The organism is Pseudomonas sp. CCI3.1 (assembly GCF_034313985.1).
Classification (GTDB): domain Bacteria; phylum Pseudomonadota; class Gammaproteobacteria; order Pseudomonadales; family Pseudomonadaceae; genus Aquipseudomonas; species Aquipseudomonas psychrophila.
Genome location: NZ_JAVIWO010000001.1, coordinates 5,297,871 through 5,315,671, shown reverse-complemented (window position 1 = coordinate 5,315,671; position 17,801 = coordinate 5,297,871). Strand labels below are relative to the sequence as shown.

At 57.4% G+C, this 17,801-nt stretch carries 16 protein-coding genes; 7 read left to right on the top strand and 9 right to left on the bottom strand.

Annotated features, from left to right (window positions below; translation table 11 throughout):
- Positions 1-7: 7 nt before the first annotated feature.
- The 8 genes from RGV06_RS24480 to RGV06_RS24445 all read right to left on the bottom strand — a co-directional run bounded on the left by RGV06_RS24480 (position 8) and on the right by RGV06_RS24445 (position 7,169).
- Entirely contained in the window at positions 8-478 is a 471-nt protein-coding gene (locus RGV06_RS24480; protein ID WP_037032788.1) for a MaoC family dehydratase, read from the bottom strand.
- A complete protein-coding gene (locus RGV06_RS24475; protein ID WP_048351993.1) occupies positions 475-1,260 on the bottom strand; it encodes an SDR family oxidoreductase in 786 nt (261 codons plus the stop codon). Before RGV06_RS24475 ends, RGV06_RS24480 begins: the two co-directional genes overlap by 4 nt.
- Positions 1,261-1,439: 179 nt before the next feature.
- Positions 1,440-2,318: an SDR family oxidoreductase gene (locus tag RGV06_RS24470; protein ID WP_019828990.1), complete on the bottom strand. Its 879-nt coding sequence runs from the start codon at positions 2,316-2,318 to the stop codon at positions 1,440-1,442.
- 10 nt (positions 2,319-2,328) lie between these two features.
- Positions 2,329-3,480: an acetyl-CoA C-acetyltransferase gene (locus RGV06_RS24465; RefSeq protein ID WP_019828988.1), complete on the bottom strand. Its 1,152-nt coding sequence runs from the start codon at positions 3,478-3,480 to the stop codon at positions 2,329-2,331.
- Positions 3,481-3,483: 3 nt separating this feature from the next.
- A complete protein-coding gene (locus RGV06_RS24460; RefSeq protein WP_019828986.1) occupies positions 3,484-4,542 on the bottom strand; it encodes an acyl-CoA dehydrogenase family protein in 1,059 nt (352 codons plus the stop codon).
- 8 nt (positions 4,543-4,550) lie between these two features.
- Positions 4,551-5,705, bottom strand: a complete 1,155-nt coding sequence (locus RGV06_RS24455) for an acyl-CoA dehydrogenase family protein (protein WP_019828984.1) — start codon at positions 5,703-5,705, stop codon at positions 4,551-4,553.
- Between the two features lie 10 nt (positions 5,706-5,715).
- The gene (locus tag RGV06_RS24450) at positions 5,716-6,480 is read right to left on the bottom strand and encodes an enoyl-CoA hydratase family protein (protein ID WP_019828982.1); all 765 of its coding nucleotides are present in this window, start codon (positions 6,478-6,480) and stop codon (positions 5,716-5,718) included.
- 149 nt (positions 6,481-6,629) lie between these two features.
- Positions 6,630-7,169: a PadR family transcriptional regulator gene (locus RGV06_RS24445; RefSeq protein WP_148561544.1), complete on the bottom strand. Its 540-nt coding sequence runs from the start codon at positions 7,167-7,169 to the stop codon at positions 6,630-6,632.
- A 626-nt stretch (positions 7,170-7,795) separates the two neighbouring features.
- Here RGV06_RS24445 and RGV06_RS24440 point away from each other — a divergent pair.
- The 7 genes from RGV06_RS24440 (at position 7,796) to RGV06_RS24410 (ending at position 16,063) form a co-directional block, all read left to right on the top strand.
- Complete coding sequence (locus RGV06_RS24440; protein ID WP_048351989.1) at positions 7,796-8,290, top strand: CS1 type fimbrial major subunit; 495 nt, start codon at positions 7,796-7,798, stop codon at positions 8,288-8,290.
- A 102-nt stretch (positions 8,291-8,392) separates the two neighbouring features.
- Entirely contained in the window at positions 8,393-10,918 is a 2,526-nt protein-coding gene (locus RGV06_RS24435) for a TcfC E-set like domain-containing protein (protein WP_048352079.1), read from the top strand.
- 52 nt (positions 10,919-10,970) lie between these two features.
- Positions 10,971-11,708: a hypothetical protein gene (locus tag RGV06_RS24430; RefSeq protein WP_019828977.1), complete on the top strand. Its 738-nt coding sequence runs from the start codon at positions 10,971-10,973 to the stop codon at positions 11,706-11,708.
- Positions 11,708-12,205, top strand: a complete 498-nt coding sequence (locus RGV06_RS24425; RefSeq protein WP_019828976.1) for a CS1 type fimbrial major subunit — start codon at positions 11,708-11,710, stop codon at positions 12,203-12,205. The genes RGV06_RS24430 and RGV06_RS24425 overlap by 1 nt, the downstream gene beginning before the upstream one ends.
- Before the next feature lie 98 nt (positions 12,206-12,303).
- A complete protein-coding gene (locus RGV06_RS24420; protein WP_322151642.1) occupies positions 12,304-13,578 on the top strand; it encodes a hypothetical protein in 1,275 nt (424 codons plus the stop codon).
- A gap of 131 nt (positions 13,579-13,709) precedes the next feature.
- Positions 13,710-14,882: an acyl-CoA dehydrogenase family protein gene (locus tag RGV06_RS24415; RefSeq protein WP_048351987.1), complete on the top strand. Its 1,173-nt coding sequence runs from the start codon at positions 13,710-13,712 to the stop codon at positions 14,880-14,882.
- Entirely contained in the window at positions 14,879-16,063 is a 1,185-nt protein-coding gene (locus RGV06_RS24410) for an acyl-CoA dehydrogenase family protein (RefSeq protein ID WP_019828970.1), read from the top strand. The genes RGV06_RS24415 and RGV06_RS24410 overlap by 4 nt, the downstream gene beginning before the upstream one ends.
- 65 nt (positions 16,064-16,128) lie before the next feature.
- Here the strand turns inward: RGV06_RS24410 and RGV06_RS24405 are convergent, their stop codons facing one another.
- On the bottom strand, positions 16,129-17,742 hold the full coding sequence (locus tag RGV06_RS24405; RefSeq protein ID WP_019828968.1) for a DUF1302 domain-containing protein: 1,614 nt from the start codon (positions 17,740-17,742) through the stop codon (positions 16,129-16,131).
- Positions 17,743-17,801 lie beyond the last annotated feature (59 nt).

Sequence of the window (17,801 nt, the reverse complement as noted above, 5' to 3'; positions counted from 1 at the left end):
TCAGGGCTCACTTCTCAAGAGGGTTGAAGGTGTAACGGCTGATGGTGTCCACCACACAGCCCGGGCGCTCGCTGCCCTCGATCTCGACGCTGATGCGAACCACCACCTGCAATGCCTGGCCCAGCGATTCGACCTGCATGATCTGACCATGTCCGCGCACCCGCGAACCGACCTTGACCGCAGCCGGAAAGCGCAACCGGTCACTGCCGTAATTGACGCCCATGGCCAGGTTTTCAAACTGCATCAGTTGCGGCATGAAGAGGTTGGCCAGTGACAGGGTCAGGTAGCCGTGGGCAATGCAGGCGCCGAACGGCCCCTTGGCGGCACGCTCAGGATCGACATGAATCCATTGGTGATCGCCCGTGGCCTCGGCAAAGAGGTTGATCCGTTCCTGAGTCAGCAACAGCCAATCAGTGCGGCCCAGGTCTTGGCCTTGTGCCGCGAGCATCTGCCCGGCACTGCTAAATAGCGTACTCATGCCTGTTGCGAGCTGACGGGCAGCACTTCGCCGACCATGTACGAGGCGTAATCGCTGGCCAGGAACACCATCACGTTGGCCACTTCCCACACTTCAGCCGCACGCCCAAAAGCTTCGCGGCTGGTCAGTTGCTCCAGCAGTTCGCTGCTGGAGGCTTTTTTCAGAAAGTCATGCAAGGCAATGGATGGCGCCACCGCGTTGATCCGCACCCCGCTCTCGGCTGCTTCCAGAGCACTGCAACGGGTCAGGGCCATAACCCCGGCCTTGGCGGCGGCGTAATGGGCCTGTTCTTTCTGCGCCCGCCAACCCAGCACCGAGGCATTGTTGACGATTGCCCCGCCGCCACGGCGCTCCATGTGTGGAAGCATGGCGCGGGTCATACGCATGGTGCCGGTCAGGGTGATATCCAGCACGGAGGACCACTGTTGATCGGTCATTTCGGTGAGGCGTACCTGGCCGCCAAGGCCTGCGTTATTGATCAGCACATCGACCCCGCCCAAGGCTTGTTCAGCTGCGGCGACCAACGCTTGTACATCGGCTTCGACGGTGACATTGCAAAGCTGCCCGTACACCGCCTGCAGCCCGGTTTCAGCCTTGAGGCGCTCGACCGCTTCCTCGAGGCGGCGGGGGTGAATATCGGAAATCATCAAGGCGCGACAGCCTTCTTCGGCGCAGCGTTTGGCGGCGGCATAACCGATACCTGCGCCGGCTGCGGCGGTGATCAAGATCGACTTGCCTGCCAGCAACTGGTGGCCGGGGACGTAAGGAGGCGCTTGTCTCATGGTTGAAGTCTCTGGTTTAAACGATAGCCCCGCTGTGGGAGCGTAATTAAGAGCAACGCTGCTCAAGTGTGGGAGCGGGCTTGCTCGCGATGGTCTTCAGAGCGCCGCATTTACTCAGTCAATACGCGTCATCGTTAACGACCATCGCGAGCATGCCCGCTTCCACAGGGCATCACTCGTCAGCTACCCCACACCCTTTGCGGCGCAGGGGCTTCGGCCAGGATCTGGCTCAGGGCTACGCCCACTTCCTCAGGCTGCAATTGCGCGCCCTTGTCGCGGGTCACGCCGGTGCGCCAACCATCCCCCACGGACAATCGACCGCCCTGGCTTTCAATGATCTGTCCGCTCACATCACCCGACAGGTCGCTGCCCAACCACACCACCAGCGGCGCGACGTTTTCCGGAGCCCAAGCATCGAACGCACCGTCTTCAGGCTTTTTAACCAGGTCCGGCATCGCGCTCTCGGTCATCGACGTACGCGCCGCCGGGGCCAGGGCGTTAGCCGTGACGCCGTAACGCGCCAGCTCTGCCGCCTGCACCAGGGTCAACGCTGCAATTGCGCCTTTGGCAGCGCTGTAGTTGGATTGCCCGACAGAGCCCTGCAAGCCCGCACCCGACGTGGTATTGATGATTCTCGCAGCCACCGGCTGACCGGCCTTGGCCAGGTCACGCCAGCGTTTGCCAAGGATATTGGCCAGACAGAAATGCCCCTTGAGGTGCACGCGCATCACCGCATCCCAGTCGTCCTCACTGAGGCTGATGAACATCCGGTCGCGCAAAATACCCGCGTTATTGACCACCACGTGCACTTCGCCAAATGCAGCCAGGGCGGCATCCACGATGTTGTGTGCCGTCGCGAGGGTGGTGATGTCATCTGCGTTGGCGATGGCCTGGCCACCTGCCTCGCGAATCTGCGCAACCACTTCTTCAGCGGCTTCACGACGAATGTCGTTGACCACCACGTTGGCACCCTGCTCGGCGAACGCCAGCGCATAGGCCCGCCCCAATCCACCGCCCGCGCCCGTAATGATGACGGTACGTCCTGCACAAATTGCCATGTCAATGCTCCTAAAGGCGCTCAATAATCGTCACGTTGGCTTGCCCGCCGCCTTCGCACATGGTCTGCAAGCCATAACGCCCACCGCTTTGCTCCAGCTGGTTAAGCAGGCTGGTCATCAACCGTGCCCCGCTGGCACCCAGTGGATGACCAAGGGCAATCGCCCCGCCGTTGGCATTGGTTTTGGCCGGGTCGAAATCAAGCTCCTTGGCCCAGGCCATGACCACCGAGGCGAACGCTTCGTTGATCTCGACCAGATCAATGTCACCGATGCTCATGCCGGCTTTTTTCAGCGCGGCACGGGTCGCCGCAATCGGTGCTGTCAGGTGCCAGATCGGGTCGTCGCCCAGCACCGAGAGGTGATGGATCCGCGCCCGGGGCGTCAGGTTGTAGCGCTTGAGTGCCGCCTCTGAAACCACCAGCAAGGCTGCCGAGGCGTCGCAGGTCTGGCTGGACACGGCTGCGGTGATCGACGGGAATTCAACAGACACCGGCTCCAGCTCGGCCATTTTCGCCAGGCTGGTGTGGCGTGGCGTTTCGTCGTCCCATACCCCTTCACAGGGCACGATTTCATTCACAAAACGGTGCCCGGCAATGGCATCCAGGGCCCGGCGATGGCTTTCCAGCGCGTAGGCTTCCATTTGCTGGCGACTGATATTCCAGTGGTCCGCGATACGCTGGGCTGCGTAGAACTGGTTGACCGGCTGATCGCCAAAGCGGGCTTTCCAGCCCTTGCTGCCGGAGAACGGGTCGCTGAAACCCAGCGGCTGCCCCGCCAGCATCGCCGACGAAATCGGGATCTGGGTCATGGTTTGTACACCGCCTACGGCGATCACATCCTGGGTGCCGCTCATCACTGCTTGCGCGGCAAAGTGCAGCGCCTGCTGCGAAGAGCCGCACTGGCGATCAATCGTGGTGCCGGGTACGTTCAGCGGCAAACCGGCGGCCAGCCAACTGGTGCGGGCGATATCACCGGCCTGGGAGCCGATGGTGTCGACACAGCCAAAAATCACGTCGTCATATTCATCCGCCGGGATCTGATTACGCTCGACCAGCGCCTTGAGCACATGGGCGCCCAGATCGATGGCATGGACATGGGCCAGACCGCCCTTGCGCTTGCCGGTCGGGCTGCGCAACGCGTCAACAATGTAAGCTTGGGGCATCGGTCAATCCTCGAACGTGTGGCCGGGGCCCAAAGGCGCCGCGCCACTCAATACATACTCGGCCACACGGGTCTTGTGCAGCGCACGGTCGCCCCAGGCGTTATCCAGTGCCCAAGCGCGTTTCATGAACATTTGCAGGTCAACTTCCCAGGTGTAACCCATGGCGCCGTGTACCTGTATGCCATGACGAGCTGCCAGCCAGCTGGCATCACAGCTGGCCAGGCGCGCCTGCGATACCCACACGGCGGCATTCGGCTCGTTGTGAGCCAGGGCGTAGGCGGCGCGATACAGCACCGGCTTGGCAAATTCGAGCTGCGTGGCAACGTCGGCCAAGTGATGTTTGACCGCCTGAAAACTGCCGATCGGCTTGCCGAACTGTTTGCGCTGCGCGGCGTAATCTACCGACAGGTCCAGCATGCGCTGCGCCAGCCCAAGCAACTGCCCGGCCACTGACAGCGCTCCACGGTTCAGGGTTTGCGTCCAGAGTGCGCGGCCCTGTTCGCCCTGCGCCACCCGCGTCGCAACAGAGGGTTGCCAACTGACTTGCGCCAGACGCCGAGAGGCATCAAGGCTGCTGTGGCCATGAACATCCACCTGGCTGCGAGGCACCGCGTGAACCTCATCGCCATGGGCGAGGAGCAGCAAGTCAGCATGTGCGGCATCGGCCACCAGCGGGTTGACCGGGTGCCCAAGGGCAACCCGCAAGCTGCCATCGGCAATCCCCTGCAGCCACTCGCCGCGCTGGGCGACGCTGTCGGACAAGCCTGCGATAAGGGCGCTGGCCACGTAAGCGGTGTCGGCCAGCGAGTCAGGAATGGCGTAGTAACCCAATTCCTGAGTCATCAAGGCCCAGGCCACGTCATCCATGCCCAGGCCACCAAAGGCCTCGGGAATGGAAAGTGCCGTGAGACCTTGTTCGGCAATTTTGTTGCGTAGATCCGGGGAGCGACCGACATCGGTTTCCCAGATTTCACGGAGCATTTCCGGCGCGGCTTCGGTCATCAAAAAACGGCTGATGGCTTCGCGGAAGGTTTGCTGGTCATCGGTAAAGGTAAAGTCCATCCCCGGCCTCACTTCGGCAGACCGAGCATGCGCTCGGCAATGATGTTGCGCTGAATCTCGTTGGTGCCGGCGTAGATGGGACCTGCCTGAGCAAACAGAAAGCCCTCCAGCCAATCATGGCCGTCTGCCGATTTACCGGTCAGTTCGCCACTGGCACCCAGGATGCGCATGGCGGTTTCGTGCATGCGCAGATCAAGTTCGGACCAGATGATTTTGTTGGTGCTCGACTCGGCGCCAATCTGCGCCCCGCGGCTCAGCCGGCCCACCGTGTGGTAGGCGGACAAGGCGTACGCTTGCGCATCCATCCAGGCTTTGCACACGGCCTCACCCAGGCTCGGGTCGCGGTCGGCGCTGGCGCGGTTGGCCTGATACAGCTCGACCAATTTGCGTGCGGTGTACTGAAAGCGCGCCGGGGAACGCAGCAGCAAGCCACGCTCAAAACCGGCGGTGGCCATCGCCACGTGCCAGCCCTGCCCTTCATCACCGATGCGGTTTTCCAGGGGGATGCGCACGTCGTCGAAAAACACTTCGGCAAACGCATCCTTGCCGTTGAGGGCCTTGATCGGGCGCACGGTCACACCCGGTGCGTTGAGCGGCACCATCACGAACGACAGCCCGTGATGACGGCTGGACGCGGGGTCACTGCGAAACAGACCGAACAGCCAATCGGCAAAAATGGCCCGAGTCGACCAGGTCTTCTGACCGTTAAGCACATAGCCGTCGCCATCGCGGGTCGCTTTGCTGGTGATCGCGGCCATGTCCGAACCGGCATTCGGCTCGGACCAGCCCTGGGCCCACATATCGGCACTGGCGGCCATGCGTGGCAGAAAGCGTTTCTTCTGGGCTTCGGTGCCGAACTCCATCAGGGTGGGGCCAAGCAGTAACTGGCCGTTCTGATTGACCCGCATCGGTGCGCCGGCACCGTAATATTCTTCTTCGAAAATCAGCCACTCGATCAGGTCGCAACCGCGCCCGCCCAGCTCGGTGGGCCACATCACCATCGACAGGCGGCTGTCGAACAGCTTGGCTTCCCACTGGCGGTGCTGTTCAAAACCTTCGCGAGTGTCGTAACTGGCCAACGGTTCAGCGGGCAGATTAGCCGCCAGCCATTGCCTGACCTCCTGACGGAAAGCCTTTTGTTTGGGCGAATAAGTCAGTTCCATGGTCGGCTCCTCAGAACTTGGCGTCGCGTTTTTCAACGAACGCTCGGCGAGTTTCGGCGGAGTCCGCACTGGTGTAGGCCTGAAGCGTAAAACCCTGCTCCCAGCGATATTTGTCTTCCAGGTTGCCGTCTTCGATGCCGTTCAACGCTTCTTTGGCGATGCGGATCATGGCCGGGCTTTTACCCGCGATTTTGTGGGCAATGTTCAGCGCGGTTTCGCGCAGTTGCTCACGGGGTACCACGCGCTCGATAAAACCGTATTGCTGGGCTTCTACAGCGCCGATCTTGTCGCCGGTAAAAAACAGGTAGCGCACTTTTTGTACCGGGAATAAACGCTGCAAATGCGCACCACCGCCCATGGCACCGCGGTCGACTTCCGGCAGCGCAAAGGTGGCGCAATCAGAGGCCACGACGATGTCGGCGGCGCCGGTAATACCAATCCCGCCACCCAGTACAAAGCCGTGAACCGCGACAATCACCGGCACCGGATTGCGATGCACGGCCTTGAAGGTGGCGTAGTTGCCCGCGTTGACCTTGACGATCAGTTCCGGGTGAGCATCCAGCTCCTTGATATCGACCCCTGCGCAAAAACCGCGGCCTTCGGCACGAATCACGATCACACGGACCTCAGGGTCCTGGCCAAGCGCTTCGAGAGTGTGTGCCAGGTCCAGCCACTCATGGCTGTTGAGGGCATTGACGGGCGGCCTGTCGATCACCAGTTCAGCGACGCCTGCGTCGATACTGGTGTGAAATGCGGTATGAGTTGCGCTGTTCACGTGTGCTCCCGGGTTGGCAAAGGCATGGGAGCAGTATGGGAACGCGTCGGGGGTGGATCATCGTCCGTTGAGACTAAACAGTTGCAGGCCCACCTGCCCTGCGCAGGAACCGCCCAAGGCTGCTCTTGCGCAGGGCATGCAATCGAGGGTTACCCGTCAACAATTGCCTTGGCGGTGTTGTTGAGCAAGTCGTGTACGCGCTGAACCTCTGCGGGGCTCCAGTGCCCCTGATGCAGTTGTAGGGCATGGCGCACGTTGTGCATCGCCTCATGGATCTCCGGTGGCCGGTCGTGGCCACGCAACGAGCGCCGACTGACATCAATGCGTATGTGCACACCATTGAGGGCAACCTGTTGCTGGATCAGATAGGCGCGCCCCGACTCGGTAATGCTGTAGTTTTTTTTATCACCCTGGCTTGCCACGCCTACCAGCTCTCCGGACTCCAGAAAGGCCAATGCCGGATAAATCACCCCCGGGCTGGGGCTATAGGCACCGTCGAACAGTCCCTCGATCTGTTGAATCAAGTCATATCCGTGACAGGGTTGCTGGCCAATCAACTCCAATAACAACAACTTCAAATCACCCGATGCAAATATGCGTGGATTACGCACGGCACGTTCACGCGCCGAATACCTCGCCAGCCCCGCACGCGACTCCACTTCTACTGTTTGCGCATAATGCTCATTCATTTTTCTGACTTCCATAAGCGAAAAATAGAACTTAAACCATAACTTAATTTTCAACTCAAGCCACTTAACGCATTGATTAGAATAGGCGCGCTTGCAACTTCAAAAAGATACAACTTCAAACCCACCCCAAAACACAACCCACAAATTCAATACAGATGCAATCCCCGACCCCGCCAACTCATACTTCACTTACCCAACAAACATATCGCTCACACGAAACATAGAGATACAGCCTACTCGTCAGACAAAAGCGGATTTTCTGCTGTGCTTGGCGACGAATGAGACAGTAGGCACCCTAGCGGCCTAATTAGTTGTTTTAACTACAAAAAAATATTTCGATAACTGACAGCTATCTTAGTGAGAAAACACCAAAAGCGCCAAAGCGTAAGAAAAAACCTTCAAATCTGGAAGCCGAAAACTACAGAACGAAACGCAACTTACTACATTAAAGATCTCACTCTTGAGCAACAATCCCCCCCGCATTGAAAACTCGACACCTCAATCTAAACAAGTAAAAACTTGTTGGCGGCCGAGCCTCAATGGACCACCGAATGCAACTGCAAAGTTTCAGCGCGAACTTAAGGGTTGGCCTTCACCGCCCTAAAACTTCAAAACAGGTAATAAACATGTTTAAACAAACTATCGCAACCTCACTCATCGCATTGGCCATCGGTTCTTCAAGTGCATGGGCAGCAAACGATGCCAGCAGTGTTATCAAGATCAAGGCGTCGATTCCAACCCAGGAATTCCACGCCATGCCGGTCAATCCTGAGTTCGGTAAAGACGAAACCATGAGCTACGACCCGGTAAAAGGCAGCTTGAGCTCCCTGCGCCAGACGTTCAACGTCAAAAACACCACGGGCTCGATCCACGCCTACGTCGATGGCGGCCCACCCAATCTGTTCAATGGTAATACCCTTCAAAACATTCCACTCGTAACCACCTTCAACGGCGTAACCCTGACTGCCAACGCACTATTAGTAGTCGCCGATGGCACCGCTACCACTGCAGGAACCCAGGCCGACTTGGTGATCAGTGCAGGTGCAGCCCCCTCTGGCGCATCGGGTGATTACACCGCGTCTGTCACCGTTATATTCGACAACGTGCCCAAAACTCTTTGATCCAGACCCGTAATTGATTCAACCCGACAAGGAACGTTCGGTCGACCCCAGATGACCGCACGTTCCTTGTGCTTTTACTGGCTGCTATCGAGTATTTCGACTATGTTCCCGATGACCCCCATCGCGACGGCACTTGCCCTGCTGGTTAGTACAACGGCCTTGGCAGCGCCTGTAACCAACGGCACAACGCCCCGCAGTTTATTGGCCCAGGCCAAGGGCCTGCCAGCAGACTTTGAAGAGCACTTTTTCGATGTTCCTCTGGCGGTGCAGGTTGAGCGCGACGGACAGTTGGTGGGCGAAGCAATGATCGTGCTTTCCCGTGACGATCGACTGACCCTGATTGAATTTACCAATTACGACGCCAGCAACCTTACAGTTGCAGAGCGCGATACATGGTCTGACTACCTCAAACAGGGGGTTAGCCTGGGCAGTTGTTCGAGTCAGTGCCCCAATCAACTCCTGGCCATACACTACAACCTCGAAAACTCACTGGTTTCACTGCTGACCGAAAACGCAGAACGTGACCATCAACAAAGCCAGTACTACGAACTGCCCGCAAATGGCAGTCGCGGCCTGATTGTTCGCAATCAACTCAATATTAATGGTGGCCAGGAAGAAACCCCAAGCGGACGATTCGGCCTGGAAGCGAGCAGCAGCCTGGGCAATTGGACGCAGGGGCTGAATCTGCAACTGTCCCGTATAGGCGGTCCGGACAACAACACGCTGTATCACGCGCTGCACGAGGCCTATACGCAACGTGAGTTAGAAGGCAGTTTTTTTCGCCTCGGCTATTTCACTCCCAGTTCCGAAGGCCTGAGCCGTCAGGTCCGCACTTTCGGCGCCAGCCCCGACACCACTCTGGGGTTTATGTATGGCAGCTCCGACAGCCTCGCCGTCGAGCTGCCTAAACCCAGCATCTATCCTATCTACGTCACAGCCAACCGCCAGGGCTCCGTAGAGGTTTACCGCAACGGCCTGCTCGTTAACACGCAACCCGTACAGGCTGGCTTGCAGAGCATCGATACCCGCACCTTGCCGGGCGGTATTTACGAAGTGCAAGTGCGCCTTATTGAAGATGGCCAGACAACCAGTACCACTTCGGAGTTGGTCTACAAACCCAACAACTGGCGCAACCACGATCAGCGCTGGCGCTACAACGTGTTTGCCGGCCGAGAAGCCAAACTATTAAGCAACTGGGAAGACCAGTCCAGTGGTGACATGACCGGCGGAGCCTCGCTTAACTACCTGTTGCACCCGCGTGTGATCCTCGGTTTGTCCGGGCGTCAGGTCAAAGGCAACATGCAGTTGGGAACGTCCATCGACTGGACCTTTGCCAGCAATGCCAGCCTTTACGCCAACGTCTCTCAAACTCAAAACCATGGCACCGGCGCCGACCTGAATGCACTCTACAGCTACGGTAGCGGCAGCCTGGTGTTCAACCATACCCGAAGCTGGCTGGACACCCGTAACACCTACGACACGCTGGCTGACGGAACGCGCCTGCGCAAACGCCAGGTCTATGTTGGACAGACCAGTAACTCGTCGATCTCGATGAATCATCGCTTCAGCCCCAAAAATAGCCTCAGCGCCCGTCTCTCCTATGCTGACGGCTACACCAAGGGCTACGGGATAGACCTGGGCTGGGCCCAATCGACTCATTTGTTCGGCAGTGACGGCAACTGGCGCTTATCGGTATTTGATCGGCCCGGCAGCCTAAGCAGCGGGGCCAAGCGCAATCGCGGTGTCGACCTGAGCGTCAGCCTCGCTCTTGGAGGCCCGGGCGAAAAATGGTCTGCCAGCCTTGGATCGCGCACCTCCCGAGATGGCGACCGGGACAACAACGCCTCGCTGACCTACAGCAAAACCCTGCAAAACCACCTGCTGCAAAGCGTTGCAGCAACAGTGACCGCGGACACTTACGGTGTAGGGATGTCGGCGCGAGGGAACATCCAGACCAGCACGCTCAATGCCGACGGTTTTGTACAGCGCTCCTCGTATAACGGCAAATTCACCGGAGGCCTGAACCTGGACAACACCCTCGCAATCGGTGGCGGCAAGTCAGTCATGGCCAGTGAGTACAGCGGTCGGGGCGCGGGCATGATTGTGGATGTGCAATCGGATATCGAAGGCATCAGCCTGCGTGCCGATGACTTAAGCGGGAGCAGCACAATACTGCGCCCGGGGCGCAACTTCATCCCGCTCACGGCTTACAAAAACAGCTCAGTCAGTTTCGATTTCGAAGGGACCGACGTCCCGGCCGCAACCATTCAGCCAGCTCGCAGCAGTTACCACCTGAACAAGGGCGGCGTGGACTATCGCACCATCAATGTGGTGCAAACCGTGACCGTACTTGGCCGCTTGATTGACTCCCAGGGCAGACCGCTCAAGGGCCATCACATCATCAACCACGCCAGTCGGGGTATCACGGAAGTCGATGGATTCTTCTCGATGGAGATGAATGCTCGCACTCCGACGCTTGAAGTGCGCAAGGGTGAACAGTTGCTGTGCCAGTTCCGGATTGACACCAAGCATACAAAAAGAGAGCAAGACGTTTTGCAGATTGGTGATTTGCGTTGCCATCCCGATACCTTGGCAGAGTCAAAGAACACCCCACAAACAGCCGGCTAACAATGCCACAGCACAGATGTATGACTTTTATATTCAATAGAGAGATTTAACAATGAAACGCCTTTTTTCACTCATTGGTTGCTGCCTGGTTTCATTCGGAGTTATTGCAGGCCCCAATATTAATGTCGGCACTGTCTATGACTACATGGAGGCTGATAAAAGCACCTATTTGAAGCGTGTATTCAATGGTGGCAGCAGTACCGCATTTGTACGAATCAAAATCACCGAGATTATTTACAAGGCGGATGGTACCTCCGAGGAAGTACCGCTCAAAACCAAGGATTCCAGTGTACGCGACGGCTTAATGGCCAGTCCGGCGCGCTTGATTGTGCCGGCAAAAGGTACCCAAGGCTCGCGTTTGCTGTTCATGGGCAACCGGGACAACGAACGCTATTTTCGCGTCCGTTTTATTCCGGTAGTACCCGAAAAAGAAGACGAGTTTGCTTTGAACCAGGATCAAAGCGATGAGTACAAAAAGACGTTGTCCGCCGGGGTCAATGTGCTGGCGGGCTATGGCACCGTATTTTTTGTGCGACCCCAGGTATCACGCATCGATACCCGTATCGACGACACCAAGGACCAGTACTCAGTGAGCAACAAAGGCAACACCGTCGTGGTAGTCGACGAATTCAAGGATTGCTCATCCCGGGACTCAATGGACTGTAGACCCATCACCAAAAACCACATCTTGCCGGGCCGCACGTTCCGCTTCACCAAAGAAGCGGGTCGCCATTACCGCTTTGTGCTGATCGAAGCCGATAAACAAAAAACCATCGAGGTTAAAGGCTGATGCACTTCCCTGGCTGCAACATTTCACATCTGGCTGTGGCGGCAAGTTTGGCACTTTGGGTGCAGACAGGGTATGCAGCGCGTGAAGAACACACGTTCGAGGTCAGCGTTAGCATTCCGACCCATGATTTCTATGTACTGCCCGTAGATCCAGGGTTTGTTGAGCGTGAACAACAAATGAACTGGAATCTTGTCAACGGCACTCTAGAGCCCTTGCGCACATTATTCGATGTGCGCAGCACCAGCGGTGCCGTTTCAGCGCGTCTGGGTCATGAGCCCGTGTTATCAAACGGCCGGGACCTGATCGCACTAAACGTGATCTTCAACAACCAACCGCTCTTGCTGACAAATACCGTAGTCGTACCCGATACCGAAGCCAATATCGGTTCCAGAGTTCCCTTGCTGATCGAGGCCATTACGCCTGATGCAGGATTCAGCGCGGGAGAATATTTCGGCAGCGTGCAACTTGTTTTCGATGCGTCTTTTCCAATGCATTGATAACCAACAGGAACAACGCCCGCCGTTCTGATTGGCCAGGTCATGTCCGGGCATTTTGTGCACGTACGTCGTAAACACACGCGAACGATGGCATTTATATGAACAGCAAATTGATCCCTTCCAACACCTGCATTCAGTCATGGTCATCCAAGGCCCGCATCCGGATGACCACTGCCTTGTTCATGACACTCGCTCACCTCAACACGGCGCAGGGTTTCGAGATGAGCGTACGGGCAGAATTTAAACCCGACTCTTCAAAGCCCTTTTTCAACAAGTTTGAAAACAAGACGCCTAACAGTGGTTACTGCAAGGATTACCCTAACGAATGCAAATCCAGTGCTATGTTCAGTTTGCGTGCGCCAATCGTATTTAACTCAATTGCACCCATCACAGCCAATCATGCTGATCCGCGCCAAGGCGCATCATTCAGCTTGCCCACACAATGGCGAGACTTCACAGTCAGCCATAGCCAGACCCTTGAGCAGGAAACCGTACGCATTAGAATCAAGGGATTTGGTTCAACGTACGTTACTCCCTCGGTTATCGACCTTGTCGGTGGTGGTGTCACAGATATCGCAGCCCATTACCTGCTATGGGGCACGGGTTGGGTGTATGCACCGGCTAACTGTTCATACAGCGGTGTCGGCTATTATGGTTATAACTTTTATAATTTCTTCTGGAAAACCCCCGTACAGGCTCCTTGCCAGAAACAGGCCAGGTTCAATATCCCCTGGATGAAATACAGCTATCTGGACTTCGCTTACGAAATAGAAACACCCAACCCGCTGGGCATGTCATCCGGTGATTATGTGGGCAACTTAATTTATACAGTGGGTCCGGGCCAGGACTTTGACATGGGTGACGTGATGATTCCGGCTGACCCAACCCTGTCGTTGAATTTCACCTTGAATGTTCAACACACCCTGAAAGTTGACATTCCTCCCGGCGGGGAAAAAGTTGAATTACTGCCAACAGGCGGCTGGCAACACTGGCTGCAAAAGGGCCGCACACCCGAGAAGCTGTACCAAGACCAAACCTTCCTGATATCCGCCAGTTCACGCTTCAAGATGCAATTGGCCTGTGAGCGGGTGATAGGTGACGCCTGTGCGATCAGCAATAACAGCAACGACCATGCAGTACCGGTGGATGTGAGGGTCAGCATGCCAAACGGTATCGGCAATGACGATGGCTCTGCAGTTTCCCGTGAGAAGTTGAGTACTGCGACAGAACAGGTATTTCAGTCCACCCATTATGTGGATCAAAAGCCCTCCATGCTGCACTTCGAAATCCAAAAGCAATACGTCAGTGAAATGCTGTCCGAGCAAGGCAAGTACTCAGGCGATATCACCGTAGTTTGGGACTCCGACGTCTGACGCGCTCCACTCCACTTATGTGATAAGGCCCACGCGGGGCACCCATATGGACTAGTCCGGCTCAGGGATTGCACCCGCGTTGCGCGCTTTCATGCTGGCGCCTTGATCCGTATGACTTAGACGAGGCCCACATGGAGCTTGCCCTGACCGACGAGCAGCGAATGATTCAAGCGTCCGCCGAGCGCTTTTTGACCCAGGTTGCCAGCTCCAGCGCCGTGCGCACGGCAATGAGCAGTGAGCGCGGATATGACACCCAAACATGGAGGCAGATAGCCAAGGAGCTGTATTGGCCCGCACTGGCGATCCCCGAAGCCTATGGCGGGCTCGGGCTGGGCTTTGTCGAAGTCTGCCTGTTACAGGAACAATTGGGACGCTGCCTGCTGCCAACCCCTTTCTTTGCCACGTGCTGCCTGGCCACCCCCGCCCTGTTACTCAGCAGCAATGAGTCGCTCAAGGAACGCTGGTTGCCATTGATCGCCGCTGGAGAGATTAGCGCCAGCGTTGCTTATACCAGCGCACCACGCTGGGACGACAGCGGCGTGCAGGTGTATGCACAAAGCCATGAAGGTGGCTATCGACTCAACGGCGAGTATCGCTATGTCATCGACGGCGCCGACTGTGATCTGTTGATCATTGCCGCTCGCACTCCGGGCAGCATCGGCGAAGCTGGCATCCGCTTGTTCGCCTTGCCTGCTGATACACCCGGCCTTCTTCGCCAGCCGCAGGCGACACTGGATCAGACCCGTCGTCTGGCCACCATCACCCTGAATAACGTTGCCGTTAACGACGAGCACTTGCTCAGCGAGCCGGGGCAAGGCTGGCCGATGCTGCGCGATGTGCTGCACATCGCCTGTATCGGGCTGGCAGGCGAACAGACCGGCGGTGCTCAACAGTCACTGGACATCACGTTGAAGTACATAGGCGAGCGCGAACAGTTTGGTCGACGTATTGCCAGCTTCCAGGCCATCAAGCATCGCTGCGCAGACCTGATGCTCGCCATCGAGTGCTCACGCTCCGCCAGTTATTACGCCGCCTGCATTGCCGATCAATGCCTGAACATTGATGGCGATCCCAGTACCCGACAACAATTGGGAGAGGCCGCCGCCACTGCCAAAATTTTCGCCAGTGAAGGCTTTTTCCAGTGCGCAGCCGAATCCATCCAATTGCATGGCGGTGTGGGATTCACTTGGGAATACGACCCGCACTTGTACTTCAAGCGAGCGCGGGCCAGTGAGCAGATGCTAGGCACCCCGGCATTTCATCGTGAGCAATTGGCTAAACAGATCTTCGGAGAGCGCACATGAATATCGGCTTTAGCGCAGCAGATGAGCAGTTCCGGCAACAGGTGGCCCAATGGATGCAAAAGCACCTGACTGGCGAGTTTGCCGTTCTGCGTTTTCGAGGTGGCCCGGGGGATGAAGACTTTGCCCCCGAGTTGCGTAAACGCTGGGAGCAGGTACTGGCGCAAGGCAAATGGGTGGGGGCCGGCTGGGCCATCGAACAGGGTGGCCGTGGACTGAGCATCAACCAGCAGGTCATTTTTTTTGAAGAGTATGCACGTGCAGGCGGTCCGGGGCGCATGGGCCATATAGGCGAGGGTTTGGTCGGGCCGACGATTGCAGCCTTCGGCACCCCCGAACAGCAACAGCGCTTTTTGCCGCCGATACTGTCCGGCCAGGATTTTTGGTGTCAGGGCTATTCCGAGCCCGGCGCAGGTTCCGACCTGGCCAATATCAAGACCCGCGCCAACTTCGACGAAGCTGGCGAGCAATGGTTGATCAGCGGGCAAAAGGTCTGGACTTCACTGGCCCACGAGTCGGATTGGTGCTTTGTACTGGCACGCACGGAACCTGGCAGCGTGGGCCATCGTGGGCTGTCTTTTTTGCTGGTCAAGATGGATCAGCCTGGCATTCGGGTTCAGCCGATTCAGCAACTGACCGGCACCTGCGAGTTCAACGAAGTCTTTTTTGATCAGGCCCGCACTTCTGCACACAACATGATCGGACAGCCTGGAGACGGCTGGAAAATAGCCATGGCGCTGCTTGGATTTGAGCGGGGGGTATCCACCCTGGGTCAACAGATGCAGTTTCAAAATGAACTGGACGAAGTGGTGCGTATCGCCAAAACCAATGGCGCGGCCCAGGACCCGGTCATGCGTCAACGCATCGCCCAGGCCTGGAGCGGCTTGCGGGTGTTGCGCTACAACTCGTTACGCATGCTGTCCGGAGTACAGGATGGCAGCCTGCGACCTGAAGCAACGATCTACAAACTGGCCTGGTCTACCTGGCATGTGGAACTGGGTAAATTGGCGATGGATGTGTTGGGGCCGGAAGCAGAGTTGCTGGCAGGAGCCCCTTACGAACTGACCCGTTTACAGGCGCTGTTCCTGTTTACCCGCGCAGACACCCTCTACGGTGGCAGTAACGAAATCCAGCGCAACATCATTGCCGAACGAGCCTTGGGGATGCCAAGAGAACCGCGGTAAATCCTGAGGTCCGGGCTTGCTCGCGATGCCATTGACGCCATCGCGAGCAAGCCCGCTCCCACCTATCAGAACGTGTACTTGCCGTTGAACGACAAGTAGTCCCTGTCAGCCATGGTCCGCCCCTGGGCAATATCGGCAGAACTCAGGTACGCCACATAAGTCAGCCCCAGCTGGAAGTTACCCAGGTATTTAAAGTCACCGCCCACAGTCAGGCGCTTTTCGGCACGCCCCAATCCTGAGTAAGCGCTGCCGTCAATGTTCTGGGTCCAAGTGGCCTTGGTCGTCAAGTCCCAGCCGTTAAACACGTTGGGATGATCGAAATACGCACCGATCCCCAGCAGGCTTGAGCCACGGGTCTGACCGTCGTAAACGAATTTGTTGAAGGTGCCATCTGTACCCGCCCCGCCACCGGTAATGGTCAGGTCATCCACACCCTGAATCCTCTGGTGCACCACCTCGGTCATCAACGTGGTCTGTTGCGCCATGAACGTCGGGCCAATCATGTACACCGCGTTCAGGTTGCCTTGCCACACCTGACCGCGGGCCGGGGCTCCATTGCTCAAGTACACCGCGGCACCATCGCGATAGCTCAGGTCTCCGGCAAATTGCACCGAGTCCCCGGCTTTTGTGGTGAAGCTCATGCCCGTGAGTTTGATGTTGTCAAAGTATCCCAGCTGGTAACTCGGGCCATTGCCGTTGCCACCTGCCTTGCCCAGCGAGGAGTAGTGCGTCTGCCCGGTAAAGTCGAAAAATAGCGCTGGAACACGGTCGTGATAGCGGTAATGAAACAGTCCGATTTCGGTGTTTTGCGTCAATCGATATCGGGTACCCAAACCCCACTCGCCGCTGTTGCCCGGTTTGACGGAGCCGCCATAACCCACCGCTGTCGCGTCGGGCAAGTTGTTGACGACACCCGGGGCCAAACGAAAGAACTCGGCCCCTGGACCAAAGGTGTCGCTGCCAAAGTAGTCGCCCACCGGATTAAGCTGGGTTTCTTCCCACTTGTATTGATAAAAGCCGAGCAAGGCCAGATCCTCGTTCACCGACCACGAACCCGAGACTTGTCCGACCGGCAAGTAGGCGTCCTTGGCTTCTGTGCCCGGCACGTTGAACTTGGTCGAGTCCACTGGCGCTTGCCCTTGGCTGATGTTGGGCCAGAACAGGCTTTCACCCCAGGCCACCAGGTGCCGTCCGGCCTTGAGGGATAAATACTGGTCGTCATTGACCGTGAAGTCACCGTACACGTAGGCGTCCAGCAGTCGCGCCTTGCTGCCGCTGAGTTTGCGCGTGTCCCGGCTGAAGTCGTTGTAGCGCCCGGTCTTGTTTACCGTGTCCGGCGAATCGTTGTCGTTGCGCTGATGGTAGACCTCGTCATAAAAGTGACTGCCACGTACCACGGCGCCGAGATTCTCATGCTTGAGCATCAACTCGCCAAACACGCTCACCCGGTTGTTGATCAATGAACCGCGCTTGAAGTTACGCGTGGCATCGTCGTAGTTGATGTTGTTGAGGTATTCGTGATCCGGCTTTTCAGTACGCATCGATGCCGTGTAGTTCACGGTCAGCGACGAGTCGAGCGTAGTGTTTTCGCCCAGCTCAATGGTAGGCGCAGCCAGCGCCAGGCCACTTAACCCTGACAATAAACCGGTCCCTACAAAACGCGTGTATTGCTTAAACATGCCTTGCTCCTTCTTATTGTTTTTTTGCCCCGCCCAGCCGCCTGCGCACAGGCAAGGCC

Excerpts from the sequence above, each read along its gene's own strand:
- RGV06_RS24425 (WP_019828976.1), top strand. The coding sequence starts at position 11,708 with ATGCACTTCCCTGGCTGCAACATTTCACATCTGGCTGTGGCGGCAAGT.
- RGV06_RS24415 (WP_048351987.1), top strand. The coding sequence starts at position 13,710 with ATGGAGCTTGCCCTGACCGACGAGCAGCGAATGATTCAAGCGTCCGCC.
- RGV06_RS24420 (WP_322151642.1), top strand. The coding sequence starts at position 12,304 with ATGAACAGCAAATTGATCCCTTCCAACACCTGCATTCAGTCATGGTCA.
- RGV06_RS24430 (WP_019828977.1), top strand. The coding sequence starts at position 10,971 with ATGAAACGCCTTTTTTCACTCATTGGTTGCTGCCTGGTTTCATTCGGA.
- RGV06_RS24435 (WP_048352079.1), top strand. The coding sequence starts at position 8,393 with ATGTTCCCGATGACCCCCATCGCGACGGCACTTGCCCTGCTGGTTAGT.
- RGV06_RS24440 (WP_048351989.1), top strand. The coding sequence starts at position 7,796 with ATGTTTAAACAAACTATCGCAACCTCACTCATCGCATTGGCCATCGGT.
- RGV06_RS24465 (WP_019828988.1), bottom strand. The coding sequence starts at position 3,480 with ATGCCCCAAGCTTACATTGTTGACGCGTTGCGCAGCCCGACCGGCAAG.
- RGV06_RS24445 (WP_148561544.1), bottom strand. The coding sequence starts at position 7,169 with ATGAATGAGCATTATGCGCAAACAGTAGAAGTGGAGTCGCGTGCGGGG.
- RGV06_RS24470 (WP_019828990.1), bottom strand. The coding sequence starts at position 2,318 with ATGGCAATTTGTGCAGGACGTACCGTCATCATTACGGGCGCGGGCGGT.
- RGV06_RS24480 (WP_037032788.1), bottom strand. The coding sequence starts at position 478 with ATGAGTACGCTATTTAGCAGTGCCGGGCAGATGCTCGCGGCACAAGGC.
- RGV06_RS24405 (WP_019828968.1), bottom strand. The coding sequence starts at position 17,742 with ATGTTTAAGCAATACACGCGTTTTGTAGGGACCGGTTTATTGTCAGGG.
- RGV06_RS24455 (WP_019828984.1), bottom strand. The coding sequence starts at position 5,705 with ATGGAACTGACTTATTCGCCCAAACAAAAGGCTTTCCGTCAGGAGGTC.
- RGV06_RS24475 (WP_048351993.1), bottom strand. The coding sequence starts at position 1,260 with ATGAGACAAGCGCCTCCTTACGTCCCCGGCCACCAGTTGCTGGCAGGC.
- RGV06_RS24460 (WP_019828986.1), bottom strand. The coding sequence starts at position 4,542 with ATGGACTTTACCTTTACCGATGACCAGCAAACCTTCCGCGAAGCCATC.
- RGV06_RS24410 (WP_019828970.1), top strand. The coding sequence starts at position 14,879 with ATGAATATCGGCTTTAGCGCAGCAGATGAGCAGTTCCGGCAACAGGTG.